This window comes from Ferribacterium limneticum (assembly GCF_020510585.1).
Taxonomy (GTDB): domain Bacteria; phylum Pseudomonadota; class Gammaproteobacteria; order Burkholderiales; family Rhodocyclaceae; genus Azonexus.
Map to the genome: position 1 here is coordinate 2,054,736 of NZ_CP075190.1, position 15,384 is coordinate 2,070,119.

16 protein-coding genes are annotated in these 15,384 nt (G+C 57.0%); 11 read left to right on the forward strand and 5 right to left on the reverse strand.

The annotated features are described in order from the left end of the window. Window positions 1-6: 6 nt before the first annotated feature. Complete coding sequence (coxB, locus tag KI613_RS10080) at window positions 7-1,122, reverse strand: cytochrome c oxidase subunit II (RefSeq protein WP_226405425.1); 1,116 nt, start codon at window positions 1,120-1,122, stop codon at window positions 7-9. Window positions 1,123-1,363: 241 nt separating this feature from the next. Here coxB and KI613_RS10085 point away from each other — a divergent pair, with 241 nt between their 5' ends. The 3 genes from KI613_RS10085 (at window position 1,364) to KI613_RS10095 (ending at window position 2,966) form a co-directional block, all read left to right on the forward strand. After that, window positions 1,364-1,882, forward strand: a complete 519-nt coding sequence (locus tag KI613_RS10085) for an SCO family protein (RefSeq protein WP_226405427.1) — start codon at window positions 1,364-1,366, stop codon at window positions 1,880-1,882. 122 nt (window positions 1,883-2,004) lie between these two features. Beyond that, window positions 2,005-2,487, forward strand: a complete 483-nt coding sequence (gene tadA, locus KI613_RS10090) for a tRNA adenosine(34) deaminase TadA (RefSeq protein ID WP_226405428.1) — start codon at window positions 2,005-2,007, stop codon at window positions 2,485-2,487. After that, window positions 2,484-2,966: a L,D-transpeptidase gene (locus tag KI613_RS10095; protein WP_226405430.1), complete on the forward strand. Its 483-nt coding sequence runs from the start codon at window positions 2,484-2,486 to the stop codon at window positions 2,964-2,966. The genes tadA and KI613_RS10095 overlap by 4 nt, the downstream gene beginning before the upstream one ends. Here KI613_RS10095 and KI613_RS10100 read toward each other — a convergent pair. Together KI613_RS10100 and ygfZ are read right to left on the reverse strand one after the other, a co-directional pair. Beyond that, window positions 2,936-3,685 (reverse strand): NRDE family protein, encoded by a 750-nt coding sequence (locus KI613_RS10100; RefSeq protein ID WP_226405432.1) that lies wholly within the window; start codon window positions 3,683-3,685, stop codon window positions 2,936-2,938. The two genes, KI613_RS10095 and KI613_RS10100, sit on opposite strands and share 31 nt — an antisense overlap. Before the next feature lie 17 nt (window positions 3,686-3,702). Then, the gene (gene ygfZ, locus KI613_RS10105) at window positions 3,703-4,722 is read right to left on the reverse strand and encodes a CAF17-like 4Fe-4S cluster assembly/insertion protein YgfZ (protein ID WP_226405434.1); all 1,020 of its coding nucleotides are present in this window, start codon (window positions 4,720-4,722) and stop codon (window positions 3,703-3,705) included. 134 nt (window positions 4,723-4,856) lie between these two features. On the opposite strand from ygfZ, the gene mltG reads away from it, so the two are divergent. The 8 genes from mltG (at window position 4,857) to xdp1 (ending at window position 13,225) form a co-directional block, all read left to right on the forward strand. Beyond that, window positions 4,857-5,810, forward strand: coding sequence for an endolytic transglycosylase MltG (gene mltG, locus KI613_RS10110; RefSeq protein ID WP_404826997.1), 954 nt, complete (start codon window positions 4,857-4,859; stop codon window positions 5,808-5,810). Beyond that, on the forward strand, window positions 5,807-6,421 hold the full coding sequence (tmk, locus tag KI613_RS10115; protein ID WP_226405437.1) for a dTMP kinase: 615 nt from the start codon (window positions 5,807-5,809) through the stop codon (window positions 6,419-6,421). Before mltG ends, tmk begins: the two co-directional genes overlap by 4 nt. Beyond that, window positions 6,418-7,437 (forward strand): DNA polymerase III subunit delta', encoded by a 1,020-nt coding sequence (holB, locus tag KI613_RS10120; protein ID WP_226405439.1) that lies wholly within the window; start codon window positions 6,418-6,420, stop codon window positions 7,435-7,437. Before tmk ends, holB begins: the two co-directional genes overlap by 4 nt. Before the next feature lie 6 nt (window positions 7,438-7,443). Next, the gene (locus KI613_RS10125; protein WP_226405441.1) at window positions 7,444-7,806 is read left to right on the forward strand and encodes a PilZ domain-containing protein; all 363 of its coding nucleotides are present in this window, start codon (window positions 7,444-7,446) and stop codon (window positions 7,804-7,806) included. A gap of 9 nt (window positions 7,807-7,815) precedes the next feature. Continuing rightward, a complete protein-coding gene (locus tag KI613_RS10130; RefSeq protein ID WP_226405739.1) occupies window positions 7,816-8,589 on the forward strand; it encodes a TatD family hydrolase in 774 nt (257 codons plus the stop codon). Then, on the forward strand, window positions 8,586-9,254 hold the full coding sequence (locus KI613_RS10135; RefSeq protein WP_226405443.1) for an ankyrin repeat domain-containing protein: 669 nt from the start codon (window positions 8,586-8,588) through the stop codon (window positions 9,252-9,254). Before KI613_RS10130 ends, KI613_RS10135 begins: the two co-directional genes overlap by 4 nt. A 151-nt stretch (window positions 9,255-9,405) precedes the next feature. Then, on the forward strand, window positions 9,406-12,276 hold the full coding sequence (gene prsT / locus KI613_RS10140) for an XrtA/PEP-CTERM system TPR-repeat protein PrsT (protein ID WP_226405445.1): 2,871 nt from the start codon (window positions 9,406-9,408) through the stop codon (window positions 12,274-12,276). A gap of 145 nt (window positions 12,277-12,421) precedes the next feature. After that, window positions 12,422-13,225 (forward strand): exosortase-dependent surface protein XDP1, encoded by an 804-nt coding sequence (gene xdp1, locus KI613_RS10145; RefSeq protein ID WP_226405447.1) that lies wholly within the window; start codon window positions 12,422-12,424, stop codon window positions 13,223-13,225. A 77-nt stretch (window positions 13,226-13,302) separates the two neighbouring features. Here the strand turns inward: xdp1 and KI613_RS10150 are convergent, their stop codons facing one another. Both KI613_RS10150 and KI613_RS10155 read right to left on the reverse strand, forming a co-directional pair. Next, on the reverse strand, window positions 13,303-13,569 hold the full coding sequence (locus tag KI613_RS10150) for a phosphopantetheine-binding protein (RefSeq protein ID WP_226405449.1): 267 nt from the start codon (window positions 13,567-13,569) through the stop codon (window positions 13,303-13,305). A gap of 2 nt (window positions 13,570-13,571) precedes the next feature. Beyond that, window positions 13,572-15,335 (reverse strand): serine hydrolase domain-containing protein, encoded by a 1,764-nt coding sequence (locus tag KI613_RS10155; RefSeq protein ID WP_226405451.1) that lies wholly within the window; start codon window positions 15,333-15,335, stop codon window positions 13,572-13,574. Window positions 15,336-15,384 lie beyond the last annotated feature (49 nt).

Consider the following 15,384-nt stretch of genomic DNA (forward strand, 5'->3'; position numbering starts at 1 on the left):
CGTCTCCTAGCGCAGGGACTTGATCTGGGCTGGCTGGATCATGTCGCCCATCTGGTTGCCGAAACTGTTGCGTTCGTAGGTGATGACTGCCGCCAGCTCGACATCGGACAGGCTGGCGCTGAAGGCCTGCATCGCCGTGCCGGCCTTGCCGTGCAGCACCCGGTCGACATGGCTGTCCTTGATGACCTTGCCGTTCATGTCGAGCAGCGGTGCATTCACCACCTTGCTGCCGGCCAGCGCCGGGAAAGCCGGCGGCAAACCCTTGCCGTCAGGCTGGTGGCAGGCAGCACAGACTTTTTCATAGACCACCTTGCCTTCGGCGACCAGTTCGTCCTTGCTCCAGGTCCGGTCGGCTCCGCCAGCCGCCGCCTTGGCTTCGACCTTCTGCGCTTCCACCCAGGCGAGATACTCGGGTTCCGGCACGGCATGGACGACTACCGGCATGAAGCCGTGATCCTTGCCGCATAACTCGGCGCACTGGCCGCGATAGATGCCGGGCTTTTCGATCAGCACCCAGGTTTCGCGCAGGAAGCCGGGAATGGCATCGCGTTTGACGCCGAATTGCGGCACCCACCAGGTATGGATAACGTCGGTCGACGTAAGCAGAATGCGCACCTTCTTGCCGACCGGTAGCACGACTGGTTTGTCGACCTCAAGCAGGTAGTGCTCGCCCTTGGCCTCGGCATTACTGATCTGATCGCGCGGCGTGGCCAGCGTGCTGATGAATTTGACACCGGATTCGGGGTATTCATACTGCCACTTCCACTGCATGCCGGTGACCTTGAGCACCATGTCAGCCTTGGTCTGGGTGTCTTCCATGTTGACGATGGCCTGCACCGCCGGGATGCCCATCAGCACGAAGTCGATAAATAGCAGGATGGCGAAGGGAATCAACGCCCAGAACCACTGCAGCGTGCCCGTCGGCCCGGTGAATTTGGCCGGCGCGTGACCGCTGCTCTTCCGGTGGCTGATCATCGAGTAGATCATGATGGCGAACACCACCACAAACAGGATGGTGATGATCAGCATGAACTCGTTGTGGATGTGCAGCGTTTCCCGGGCGATGGGCGTGACCGGCTCGGGGAAGTTGAATTTGTAATCGGCGCTGGCGGCACCCGGCAAGAGCAGGGCTAAAGGTGGGAAAAGGCTGCGCAGCAGCCGGACAATAGAATTTACGTCTGTGACATCCGCAGACAGAGCCTCAAGCGCACACCTCGCCATTCCGTTCCCTCCCCTTGTGAGAACCGACCTCTGGGTTGAGAATCAATGTTCCTGAAAAAGTTCAGAAAAAATTGTCACGATGAATCGCCGTCTATTTCTTACCCTGTCTGCTACTGCCTTGCTCTCATGCAAGCGGCCGCCCGTGACGTTCCGCAATACCGATCTGACCGGCGCCACTTTCGGGCGTCAGTTGGCGTTGGTCGACCACCAAGGACAGCAGCGATCACTGACGGATTTTCAGGGCAAGGCAACGGTGGTGTTTTTTGGCTACACCTCCTGCCCGGATATTTGCCCGACCATGCTGGCCCGGCTGGCTGATGTAATGAAGGCGCTTGGCAGCGATGCGGAGCGGGTCCAGGTCCTGTTTGTTACGGTCGATCCGGAGCGCGACAGCGCTGAGCGTCTGAAGGATTTCGTGCCGTGGTTCAACCCGACATTTCTTGGTCTGCGCGGTGATGCAGCGCAAATCAAGGCGGCTACCGAAGAATTCCGCGTCTTCGCGGCGCGCAAACCGGTTGAAGGCGAACTGGGCTATGTCATCGACCATTCGACGGGCGCCTATGTGTTCGATCCGGCCGGTCGTCTGCGGCTCTATGTCAAGGATACGAGCAGTGTTGATGACATCACTGCCGACATCCACCTGTTGCTGCAGGGCAACTAGGGTGAGCCAGTCCGCTAGCGCTATACTTGCCGCCCTTCCGAACCCGATTTTTCTGGCCACCGTTTTATGAATGTTCCCGTTTTTTGCTTGCCGATTTTTCCTGTTTTTGCCGGCGAGCTGGCATGAGCGAGGAGGCAGCACCCGGTCTCAGCGACGAGTTTTTCATGCGTGAGGCGATGTCGCTGGCGCAGGCTGCCGAGTGCCTCGGTGAGGTGCCGGTTGGCGCTGTCGTTGTCCTCAATGGCGCCATTGTCGGTCGCGGGTTCAACTCGCCAATTGGCGAGAGCGACCCGACGGCCCATGCCGAAATCGCCGCCTTGCGCGACGCGGCTAGGGTGCTCGGCAATTACCGTCTGCCGGGTTGTGAGCTGTTCGTCACGTTGGAGCCGTGCGCCATGTGTGCCGGGGCCATCATGCATGCGCGGATCAGCCGCGTCATTTACGGTGCGCGTGACGCCAAGACCGGTGTGCATGGCAGCGTTGTTGATCTGTTCGGCGTCGAGCGGCTGAATCATCATGCAACGGTCGAGGGCGGCGTGCTGGCCGATGAGTGCAGTGCGATGTTGTCTGCTTTTTTCGCCGGTCGGCGCAAGAAATTATCATGAAACTGCATATTTCAGTGGCACGCCAGGCGATGACCGTCTTCGACGATCAGGGTGAGATCCTGCGCGAATATCCGGTTTCGACGGCCAAGGCCGGGGTCGGCGAAGTGTCCGGCAGCTTCCAGACGCCGCGCGGTCGACACATCATTCGGGCCAAAATCGGTGCCGGCCAGCCGGAAAACACGGTTTTCGTTCGCCGTCGCCCGACCGGCGAACTCTGGTCGCCCGCGCTGGGCGAGGAATTTCCCGGTCGCGACTGGATTCTGACGCGCATCCTCTGGCTGTCGGGCCGCGAAGCCGGCTGCAATCGCTTGGGCTGCGTCGATACCATGCGCCGCTACATCTACATCCACGGTAGCCCCGATTCGGCGGAAATGGGCGTGCCCGGCTCGCACGGCTGCGTGCGCATGCGCAATGCCGACATCGTCGAATTGTTCGACCTTGTTCCTTGCTATTCGGAAGTCGAGATCACCGAAGACTGAAGTGGCTGGCCGTTCGGGCCGAAGCTGTTTTCGTGAACCGTGATGTTGCCGCCAGCGTCTTGCCAGACCAGCGTCGAGGCACGCGTGCCATAACTTTCCGATTTCACGAAAATGGCCGACAACAGGCGTTCCCATTCGATGGGAACACCGGTACTCGGCAGGTTCTCATCGGCGACGATGGCTTGGTCGGCCAGCAGCTCGAAAAACGCCGATTCATCGGGCAGGCGGGACAATGCTTCGGCAAAACGCTGGCGGGCGGCCAGCAGTTTTGGCCACGGGCTGTCGAGCAGGTGATTCGATAAGCCGTAAATGCCCGGTGCCAGCGGGCGTGGCTGGCCATCGCGATTCGAGCAATAAACCAGCGTATCGCCGTCACCCAGCAACAGGTTGAAGCCGGAATATTGGTTGCCATCGATCTCTGTGGCATATTCCGCTGCCGATGATCTGGCAGTCAGGAAGCCCCGCGTCAGCCCGCCGCGGGATTGCGCGCCTTTGGCCATGCCGGGTTCGCGCACATTGGTGACTGCGGCGAAGCGTCCGGATTCGCTGACTCCCAGCCATGTGCCGCCAGCTTCGAGATCGAGCCCGCCAATGACTTCCGGCGCATCGGGCCAGCGCCCCAGTGGCGCCGTCGGTCGGGCGTAGAACTCGTCTCGATTGGCCGCGACGACCAGCGGGAAATCCGGATGAACCCGCCAGCCGACGACGATCAGGCACATTTCATTTTTGGCTGTTTTTACGGGTTGACCGCAGCAGCCTGAATGGAGGGGCCTTCCAGCGAACCAAGACGCACATTGCCGGCAAAATTGCTCTGGATAACGGCCAGGGCTTCATAGCCGCCGGTTGGCGACGGAGCGACGGTCATCACCGTGCCGCAGGACTGATCCGGGTTGTCGGGCGAGTGCAGAACATCGCCGGCCTTCAGTATCTGCGCGCTGGTCACGCGATGCAAATGGCGCTTGACCTTGCCGAGGTACTGAGTGCGGGCAACGATTTCCTGTCCCGGGTAACAGCCCTTGTGGAAACTGACGCCGCCAATTTTTTCGAAATCGGCCATTTGCGGCACGAACTCTTCCTTGGTGGCTAGCGTGACGAGCGGGAAAGCGGCCTGGATATCGAGCCAGCGCCAGGCGGGGATGCCTGCCGGACGGGCTTTGACGGTGAGTTTTTGCCACAGCGCCGCCATCGCCGACTCCGGTGCCACAATCATGAAACGCGTGGTATCGAGGCGAATGACGGTTGTGCCATCGGCGGTGGCCGTAGCCACCATCGCTTCAGCCGGGCAGGGCAGTCCGGCACCGGACAGTGCCTCTTCGGCTTGCGGCCCGGAGAGGCCAAGCATGACGGTGCTGTCGGTCTGCGCAGCAAGTTTTACTTTTGCCCGCAAGACGAACATTTGCAGGCGCTTTTGCGTTGCTTCCTGCAGGTCGGCAGCCAGTGCGAGGAGATAGCGCTCGCCCTGACGCCAGACGACGAAACTGGCCTGCATCCGCCCCTTGGCCGTGCACCATCCGGCATGCTGCGCCTGCCCATCGGCCAGATGGTTGATATCGCTGGTGAACTGGCTGTGCAGGAAGGCCTTGGCCTCTTCACCCGTGGCTTCGATAAGTCCAAGGTGGGTGAGCGGGACAACGACGGTCTGCTGCGTTGCGGCGAGCAGTTCGCCGGCGGCGTCGCCGAAGTTGAGAAGCTCGGTCGAATCGTTATCGAAGACACCTTCGGTCGATTCCAGAAAGCTGCGCCAGTGGGGATTCATGAGGGCTCCTGAGGGGGTTTCGGATATTATATCGCTCGTTATAACGTGCTCGTTCCACACGGGCAAGACCTGCTTGCTCCCTTCGAGTTCCCGTGCACTTCTTCCCCCGGATTTTCCTCCCGATATTTTTGCTCTTGGCGACCGCAGCAGGTGGCCTGTGGTGGTGGGCCAATCAGCCCCTGCTATTGAGCAGTTCGCCGCTCGATTTTCGGGTGACGGCCGGCAGCAGCTTGCGTTCAGCCATCACCCAGATGCGCGAGGCCGGCATCAATGTCGAGCCAACGTTGCTCGCTACGCTGGCCCGTCTCAACCGGGCCGATACGGCCATCAAGGCCGGGAGCTATGCGGTCAAAACTGGGGTTACCCCGTTCCAATTGCTCAACAAGCTGCTCAAAGGCAAGGTGACGCAGGGCGAACTGACCTTGGTTGAAGGCTGGACTTTCCGCCAGTGGCGCGGGCGCATGGATAAGCATCCCGACCTGAGTCACGAAACGAGCGGCATGAGCGAAGCGCAGATCATTGCGCAACTGGGGCTCAATATCAGCAGCCTGGAAGGCCAGCTATTTCCGGATACCTACCTTTTCGACAAGCAATCGAGCGATCTGGATCTACTGGCGCGGGCCAATCGGGCCATGCAGCGCAAACTGGATGCCGAGTGGGCTCAGCGTGCGGCCGGACTACCCTACAAGACCCCTGGCGAGGCGCTGGTCATGGCCTCGATTGTCGAAAAGGAAACCGGACGCGAAGCAGACCGGAATCTGGTCGCTGCCGTATTCGTCAATCGCCTGCGCAAGGGCATGCTTCTGCAAACCGATCCGACGGTGATCTACGGTCTGGGCGAGAACTTTGACGGAAATCTGCGAAAGCGCGACCTGCAAACTGACTCCCCGTACAATACCTACAGCCGGCCCGGCCTGCCGCCGACGCCGATCGCCATGCCGGGACAGGCTTCGTTACGCGCGGCACTCAACCCGGCCGAAAGTGAAGTTCTCTATTTTGTCGCCCGCGGCGACGGCAGCAGCCAGTTTTCGCAGACGCTGGATGAACACAACAACGCAGTTAACCGATATCAAAGGGGTGGGAAGTGAAAGGTAAATTCATCACTTTCGAAGGCATAGATGGCGCCGGCAAGAGCAGCCACGTCGAGTGGCTGGCCGAATTGCTGCGCGCGCGCGGCATCGTCGTCCAAGTGACGCGCGAACCAGGCGGCACCGAACTGGGTGAAAAGTTGCGGGAATTGCTGCTCAACGAGCCCATGCACCTGGAAACCGAAACCCTGCTCATGTTCGCCGCCCGCCGCGAGCACTTGGCCAAATTGATCGAACCGGCTCTGGCCCGCGGCGAATGGGTGATCTGCGACCGCTTCAGCGACGCCACCTACGCCTATCAGGGTGGTGGGCGCGGGCTGGATCGCGCCAAGTTCCTGATTCTGGAACATTGGGTGCATGAACACCTGCAACCAGATCTCACCCTGCTATTTGACCTGCCGCTCGACATTGCGCGCGAACGCATCGTGCTGGCCAATCGCGTGCTCGACAAGTTCGAACAGGAGCGAGTCGATTTTCATGAGCGTGTTCGTCAGGCTTATCTGGAAAGAGCGCATGGCAGCCCGACCAGAATGCGTGTCGTCAATGCTGACAACACCATTGAAAATATTCGCAAACAACTTGAACAAATTATTGCAGCGATTTGTTTATGAACGTTATTGATCTTCATTCGAAGGTCTGGGCCGGATTGCAGGCAAGGCGGAAGCAATTGCCGCATTCGCTGTTGCTGGTGGGCCAAAAAGGCTTGGGAAAATATGAGCTGGCAAGGCGTTTTGCGGCCAGCCTGCTCTGCGAATCGCCCTCGATCGAAGGTTTGGCTTGCGGGAAATGCCTGGCCTGCAACTGGTTCGAGCAAGGCAACCATCCCGATTTTCGCTTGCTGAAGCCCGATGCGCTCGGTGAAGAAGCCGAGGTCGAGGATGGCAAGAAAAAGCCCAGCCAACAGATCACTATCGATCAGGTGCGCGGACTCGATGAATTCTTCAACATCGGTACTCATCGCGGCGGATTGCGGATCATTCTGGTCAATCCGACTGAGGCAATGAACCGCAGCACGGCAAATTCACTTCTTAAAACACTTGAAGAACCAGCGCCAGATACCTTGTTTTTAATGGTTTCTAGTGAGCCGATGCGCTTGCTGCCAACTATTCGCAGCCGCTGTCAGGTCGTGCCAGTACCGGTGCCGTCGATGAAACTTGCGGAAAAGGTTCTGGCAGACGAAGGTGTTGCCCAAGCTGAACGGTGGTTGGCACTGGCCGGTGGGTCGCCCGGGCTGGCGATGGAATTGGCAACATCAGGGCAGGGCGCTTGGCTTGAGTTACTGACTGCGCGACTGGGCTCTGGTCGCAAGAGTGATCCTCTGGCAACCGCCGCCGAACTCGAAAAAGCCGTCAAGGACAGCAAGGGCAAGGTGGCTTTGAAACACATCACCGAAGCCTTGCAGAAATGGATGGTTGACCTGACTCTGGCCAGGAATGGCCTGTCTGTTCGATATTTTCTGCCGCAACAGACCATTATTTCAGGCTTGGCTGATATGATTCCGCCTGCACGCCTGATTCAGTCGTATCGGGCCCTGATTACACGCCGCCAGGAGGCCGAGCAGCCGCTCAATGCGCGCCTCTTCCTGGAAAGCCTTTTTCTGGATTATCGAGCCCTGTTTGCCAATTGATCAACGATGAGTGAAGCAAAACCCGCTCCGCAGCGCCCTAGCGTTCTCTCGCTGAACATCAATTCGAAATCCGCGCTTTACGCCGCATTCATGCCCCATTTACGCAGCGGCGGCATCTTTATTCCGACGACGCGCAGCTACACCATCGGCGATGAAGTCTTCATGTTGCTGTCGCTGATGGATGATCCGGCCAAGCTGCCAATCGCTGGCACTGTCGTCTGGATCACCCCGGCCGGCGCCCAGAACGGCCGGGCGCAGGGAATCGGTGTGCATTTCAACAATGACGAAAGCGGCCAGGAGGCCCGGCGCAAGATCGAAGGCCTGCTTGGCGGTGTCATGCAGTCGGCCCGTCCCACGCATACGCTCTGATTGACCGGCATGCTGGTCGACTCCCATTGCCACCTCGATTTTCCTGATCTGGCCAATCGCATGCCGGACGTCCTGCAACGCATGCAGGAAAACCAGGTCGATCTGGCGGTCTGCATCGGCGTCAATCTGGAAGATTTTCCGCAGGTGATCGCCCTCGCCGAGCAACATGCGCAGCTCTATGCAACGGTGGGCGTCCATCCTGAATACACGGATGTCGAAGAGCCCGATGAAGACAGGCTTTTGGGCCTTGCCGCACACCCTAAAGTGATCGCCATCGGAGAAACCGGGCTCGACTACTATTGGCAGAAGGATCAGCCGGAGTGGCAGCGCGATCGTTTCCGGACCCACATTCGGGCTGCCAAGCGTTGCGGCAAACCATTGGTGGTGCACACGCGGGATTCCTCTGCCGATACCTTGCGCGTCCTGAAGGAAGAGTGTGCCGATGCGGTCGGCGGTGTCATGCACTGCTTTACCGAAAACTGGGATATTGCGCGTCTGGCGCTTGATCTCGGCTTCTATCTCTCATTTTCGGGAATCGTCACGTTCAAGAACGCTATCATCGTCAAGGAAGTGGCGAAGAAATGCCCTTTGGACCGCCTTCTCGTCGAAACCGACTCGCCCTATCTGGCGCCAGCCCCGTATCGCGGCAAACCAAACGAGCCGGCCTACGTACGCTACGTCGCCGAGGAAGTCGCCAAGCTGCGTTCGATCAGCATCGATCAAGTTCACCAGGCGACGACCGATAATTTCTTTTCGTTGTTCAAAGGGGCAAAACGGCCATGAAAATTAGCCAAAAATTCCGGTTGACCGTAGCAATTGCCCTCGCGCTCCCAGCGCTCGCCTGCGCTGCCACCTATGATGATCTGATCTCCTCGGCCAAGATGGGCAACGTCAGCGAAATCGCCCAACTTGCTGCCAAGGGCGCATCCCTCGACACTACCGATATCGACGGCAACACGCTGTTGATGCTGGCAGCCCGTGACGGGCATGCCGAAGTGGTGGACTATCTGATCAAGAACCGCGCCAAACTAAACGCCCGCAACGCGGCAGGCGACACGGCGCTGCGTCTGGCTGCCTTTCGCGGCCATCAGAAAGTTGTCGAGTTATTGCTGGCCGGCGGTGCGGCAGTCAACATGCAAGGTTGGACGCCATTAGCCTATGCGGCATTCAGTGGCCATCTTGAGATTGCCAGGCTACTCATCAAGTCTGGCGCGGACGTGAATCTGGCATCCGAGAACGGTACTACTCCGTTGATTGCAGCTTCGCGTAGCGGGCACAAGGATGTCGTACAACTACTGATCGCCAGCAAGGCCGACCTGGGCCGTACCCTCGATAGCGGTGAAACGGCTCTGGATATCGCAATGCGATTCAATAACACGGATATTGGCGAGCTGATACGAAAGGCTGGCGGTAAGTCAGGAAAAACGGTCACTATCGAGGTTCGATAGAGTCAGGTGCTGATTGCCTGAACACCAAAAGGCCGTCCACGAAATCCGCTGTGATTCGTGAAAAAACGCACATTAGGAAATAGCGGTAGCTCATTAGTATTGGACTCGGCATGTTGGGGCTGTCTTGCCCAAGCAATGCCAATCCATTCACTTGAGTGTTCTGACCGCGATGAGTCTCAAAACATTGTATTGCCAGCAGTTTTTCCAATCTCCGGTACGTCGAGGCATTGACCTTGCGATTCGTGCCTCAGTTGCATTCGTCATCGGTATTGGGTTGCCTGCGAGTGTTCTGGCGTCGCCAGAAAAAGCATCAAGCTATTACGAAGATGCCCTGAAAAGATACGAAAAAAATGAAATGCCAGCCGCAGTCATTCAATTGAAGAATGCCCTGCAGCAAGACTCGAAGATGCTTGCCGCTCACCTCTTGCTCGGCAAGGCCTTGCTCAGGAACGGCGATCTGAAAGGTGCAGAAGCCGCATTTGAAGAGGCGCTCAAACAGGGCGTAAACCGTGGCGAAGTCGCGCTACCGCTCGGTCAGGTCTACCTGGCCCTAGGCCGTCCTGAAGCCGTGATAGATAAGATTCCGGCCTCCGGCTTGTCGCCGACGTTGCAGGTTGAAGTTCTCACCATGCGTGGGAGTGCCTACATGGAGGCTGGAAATAACAGCCTCGCAGCCCAGAGTTTCGAAAACGCGAGAGCAATCGACCCGAAATCACCCTCGCCGCTGATCGCCGAAGTTCCAATGTTGCTGGCGGCAGGAAAAGTCGATCAGGCTCGCGAAAAAGCAAATAAAGCTGTCGAACTGGCACCAAACAACGCTTTTGCCTGGAACATGAAAGCATCCGTTTTGCACGCTGCGTTTAACGCTGCGGAAGCCCTGGCGGCGTATGACAAAGCCTTGGTGCTTAACCCAAAGCATGTCGATGCCCGTGTTGCCCGGGCTGCACTCCTCATCGACCTCAAGCGCGAATCGGACGCCCGCAAGGATCTCGACTATCTGAAGACAGTGGCAGAAGATGAGCCTCGTGCAGCGTACCTGCGGTCGGTGCTGGCCAGTCAGCAAGGTGACGCCAAGGCCACAACTGATGCTCTCGCGGAAGTTACTCGGATCGTTGATGCTCTGCCACCTGCCTGGTTGGCGCGTCGCGAGCAATTGCTGATGGCAGCGGCCTTGGCTCACTACGGACTCGGCAATCATCAGAAGTCCCGTGAGTATCTGGATGTCATTATCTCGCGCAGTCCGAACAATCTCGGCGCGAAGAAGCTTCTCGCCTCAATATACGTTGACACCAAAGACTTCGGACGTGCCCAGACATTACTCGAATCGCTGCAACGAGCATTGCCGGAAGATCCGCAGGTAATGTTCATGCTCGGATCGATTAATTTGTCCCAACGGCGCTATGCTCAGGCGACCACATTGCTCGAGAAGGCAGCCGAACGGACGGGGTCGCCAGACATGAACCGCTCGCTAGGTTTCAGTCAGCTTGGGCTTGGGCAAACTACGCAAGGTCAGTTGAGTCTGGAAAAAGCTTTCGCTGCCAATCCATCCGATACGCGGACAGGGATGGCGCTGGCAATGCTCCATATGCGACAAGGCAAGACCGAAAAGGCGATGAAGATTGCGGAGTCCATGGTCAAGCGCGATCCGGCCAATCTCACAACGTTAAATTTTTTGGGTTCGCTTAAAGGTGCAAGTGGCGACAAGGCAGGTGCGCGTGCCGCGTATACGCAGGTTCTTGCCAAGGATTCAGCATTTCCACCCTCTGTTCTGAATCTGGCGCGCCTCGATATCGGGGAGAAGCGCTTCGACGAAGCACGTCGCCGTCTTGATGGTTTGTTGAAGAAAGACAGCAACGATCATCAGGTCCTGTTCGAATATGGTTTGCTTGAGCAACGGGCTGGCCGGCCCGACGCTGCGATTCGCCAATTGACCAAGGCCGGAAATGTGCAGCGCACCGACCCCAAGCCGACGCTCGTGCTGATTGACCTCCTGCTGAATCAGCGTCAAGGCGAACATGCTTTGGCGGCTGCAAAGGAGTTGGCGGGTAAATTCTCCACCAATCTGAACGTTCAACTCGCTCTGGCTCGAACCCACTTGGCAAATGGCAATGCTGCAGACGCCCGGACTATATTGACCGGCGCGACCCGTTTGGCAGAGTTCGATCCGAGGTCCCAGGTTGCAATTGCCAAAATGCAAATCGCTGCATCCAACCCTGATGGTGCTGCCTACAGTGTGTACAAAGCTCTGCAGGGCAGTCCCGATGATGTCGCGGCACTTGCTCTGGCCGTTCAGGTTGAGGCCCTACGTGGCGATGTGGCAAAGACTGACTCTGCACTCAAAGCGCTTAGCACCAAGCACCCGGCGGCTATCGAGACGGCTCGAGTTGGTGCAGATTTGGCCATGTCGCGCGGTCAATACGCAGCGGCCATCACCGGCTATCGCAAGCTCCTTGCTCGTGAGGAAAGTATCGGCAATGCCTTGGCGCTTGTCCAGGCGCACATGGCGGCAGGCGAGCCCGGCAAGGCGGCAGCCTTTCTTGAAACTTGGGTCAAGAGTCATCCTGATGATCAGATGGCACCTAAGGCCTTGGCTGAAAGCCAGTTTCGCGCTGGCCAGCTAGCCGCCGCGAAACTGACCTACAAGCGAGTGATTGAAAATGCTCCGGAAGATGCGGTATCTCTCAACAACTACGCCAATTTGCTGCATCAGATGAACGATCCGGCAGCACAGGATATTGCTGAACGCGCCCTCAAACTCTCCCCGACCCATCCCGCCTATGGCGACACGCTAGGCTGGATACTGGTCAGCAAGGGGCAGGCCGAGGCCGGACTGCGCTATCTGCGTGAAGCTCGACTGCGCAGCCCCGAAAATGGCGAAATCCGTCTCCATCTGGCATATGCCTTGGCGAAAATTGGTCGAAAAGACGAGGCTCGTGAGGAGCTAAGCGCTGCGCTCAGTGGAGCGGGTCGCGCTTCAAGCGGCGCAATGGTTACACAGCTAAAGAAAGACTTGGGGCTGTGAGAAGGCCGATTTCGTGTCGGTTTTTTTTACACAACCAGAGTTTATAGGGGTGTGTTGATGCCGCAACTTATTGAAAATATTGTTTAATTTATTGTGGTTCGGTTTTTGCTTAGTGGTTACTCAAGAATTGATTTCGGGGAAAAACATGAAAAACCAACTCAAAGTATTGTGCGGTGTATTGACGCTGGTATTGGCTGGGCATGTATCGGCTGCGACGACATGGACGCTTGCTTCCAACTACGGAGCGATCAGCGGTGACGTTACAGTGACGGCGCTTTCGAATACTGGTGGTACGAATACTTCATCATCCTCGGCAAATAATGCGGCAACCCAAACGATTCAGGGAGCAACCTGGACGAATACGTGGGGAGGGATTTACAACCTTGACGCATGTTCAAGTGGTTCCTATTGCGACGTGAACGAGTCGTACTCTCCTGAGCACTCTATTGACAATAATCAACGCTATGACTCGGCATTGCTCAGTTTTTCGTCCGCAGTCAAGCTACAACAGTTGACGTTGGGGTGGTCTCAGTATGATTCCGATCTCACGGTGATGGCTTATGTTGGGGCAGGCGCGCCGACGCTGATTGGCAGTACTTACAGTGCTCTTGCGAATTCTGCTTCAGGTTGGGTGCTGATCGGTAACTATAGCAACGTGGGAAGTACTAGTTCTGCTCAAGTTCTTAACAGTTCCACGACAATTAATGCTGGTGGCATTTCTTCTTCGTACTGGTTGATTGGTGCCTACAATCCCTTGGTTGGTGGTAGCACTACAGGTGGAATGCTTACTGACAGCTACGACTACATCAAGTTGGCTTCCGTCACTGGTTGTGTGTCTGGTACGACAGGTTGCACTCCTTCCACGGGGGTGCCTGAGCCAGGTTCTTTGGCGCTAGTGGGAATTGGTCTTTTCGGTCTTGTACGTCGCTACAAGGGGCGTAAAGGATAGTTCAGAGTTATACAGATATAAAAATAGCACCCTAGGGTGCTATTTTTTTGCCCCGATATCGGCGTGAAAATGTAGGGTTAGTCGTTTGGACTTAATTCCCTGATTAAGGCGGCAAGACTCCCCACCGATCTCAGGTGTTCGCGGGCATGTTCGTTGCTTGCTTCGAGCACTACGCCGTATTTTTTCTTCAGGCCAAGCACCAATTCGAGGGCGTCAATCGAATCCAGGCCCAAACCATTTTCGGCAAAGAGCGGAGTGTCGTCGCTGATATCTGCAGGAGAAAGGTCTTCAAGGTTCATCGTTTCGATGATAAATGCCTTCAATTCATGATGAAGATCGCTCATTGTTAGTTCTGTTTCTTGCGTAGTTGAATTCCGGAAAAGCCCAGCATGGCTTCGTCGCCGGCACCAATCAGTCGTAGCGTATCTCCGCGACCGGTGCCCAAGCCGGCTGTTACCACTTCGTTGTCAGAGACGGCATGGAAGGCGATCCGTAAAAGGAGGTCAGGTACTTCCGGGAAGTGCGCCTCACCGACTAGCAGCCCGTTGTCTTCTTTGAGCAGAAGCCTGTCCGGTGTAGGGCCATCTATCTTTCCAATGATCTCGTAGTGGCCAAGATTGTTCCAAAAGCGCTCGGGGATTTTCGTTGGCTTCAGCTTTTCGCCAAAGATCAGCGATTCCGCGCCGATACGGCCGACGATGATTTGCCGCCCGTCGACATTCGCCATAGACAGATGAATGTCCTCGAAGGCGCCGACGCGTACAGCCATCATTCCGAACAATCGATACTTGATGGTCAGCAAACCGTCTTCGTGTGGCACCAGGCGGAATTGATGGCCGGCTGCCTCGACGTCGATCTGCCCATTTTTTGTGCTGATCCTGGCAAGGCCAACCATAGTGTCAAAATTGCCGTCGAACTGGCGCAATTCCTCGGTGGTCGGTACGCGCTCTGCGGCTCGTGCTGGCGGTGTTGCATCCTGTCTAATGCCCGTCTTGGCTTCGAGCATGAGGCGCAAGGCTTCGGTGGCGATTTTGGAGACTGCAACGTGCGACGAGGATGAGTTGGAGAGGATGACGATGCCCAGTTTGTGCTCAGGCAGGATGGCCATCATGCTGTGAGAGTCCGGTAGTGAGCCGCCGTGGCTGGCAACGGCGCCCCCGCCAGGTACGTCGATGCCACTCATCATCCAGCCCAGGCCAACGTATTGCCCGAATGTCATCGGGAAATTCTTGTTCTGGATGCGCACCATCTCATGGGTTGAGGCCGCCGAGAGAATCTGGTATTCACCTGACTTCCCTTCAGCAAACTGCATTTTCATGAACTTACTTAGGTCAACAACGTTGCTCAGCAAGTTGGCTGCTGGCATATCGCGAAGAGAGAATACCTCGATTTCCTTGTTTCGGTCGTAGGCCTTGGCGATTGGGCGCGGTGCGAAACTGCTCTGGTTCATGCCTAGGGGCTGAAAAAATCGACGATCCATGTACGCGTCGAAGGGGCTGCCGCTGACCTTCTGGATTGCTGCACCGAGCAGCGCCATTCCTAGATTCGAATAGGAAAAAACGTAGTTCGGGGGGAAGGCCTGATATTCGTCGCGGATATTGGCAACAACCGATTCGAAGCGATCAGGTTCCCGGACGAACAGGCCTTGCAGGAAATTGGATGGCAGCCCTGAGTGATGACACATTATGTTGCGTGGTGTCACCGGACCAGCATTTGGAAACCGAGTCTTTATCGAGAATTCGGGTAGGGCTGCGGAGAGTGGCTGATCTATGTCCAGTTTGCCCTCATCGGCCAATTGCATTGCTGCAGCGGCCGTGAAGACCTTGGCAATAGATCCGGCTCGATAGATGGTATCTGGCGTGGCCGCAATTTTGTTTTCAAGGTCGGCATAGCCGAAGCCTTGCTGCCAAATCACTTTCTGGTCGTCGATCAGCGCAATGCTTATGCCGGTAATCTCGTTTTGCGCCATTTCACGGTGGACCAGCCATGAAAGATATTTTCGGGTGTGGCTGTAATCACCGCGCACATTGCTTGTCGTGGTCGGTGGGGGTGTTGTGCAACCGGCAAGCAAACAAATGACAACAAGTAGCGATGCGAGGCGGTTGGGCATGGAGAGCTGGCGAATTGCGTCGAGTTTCGGATTATAAACTTATACGGCG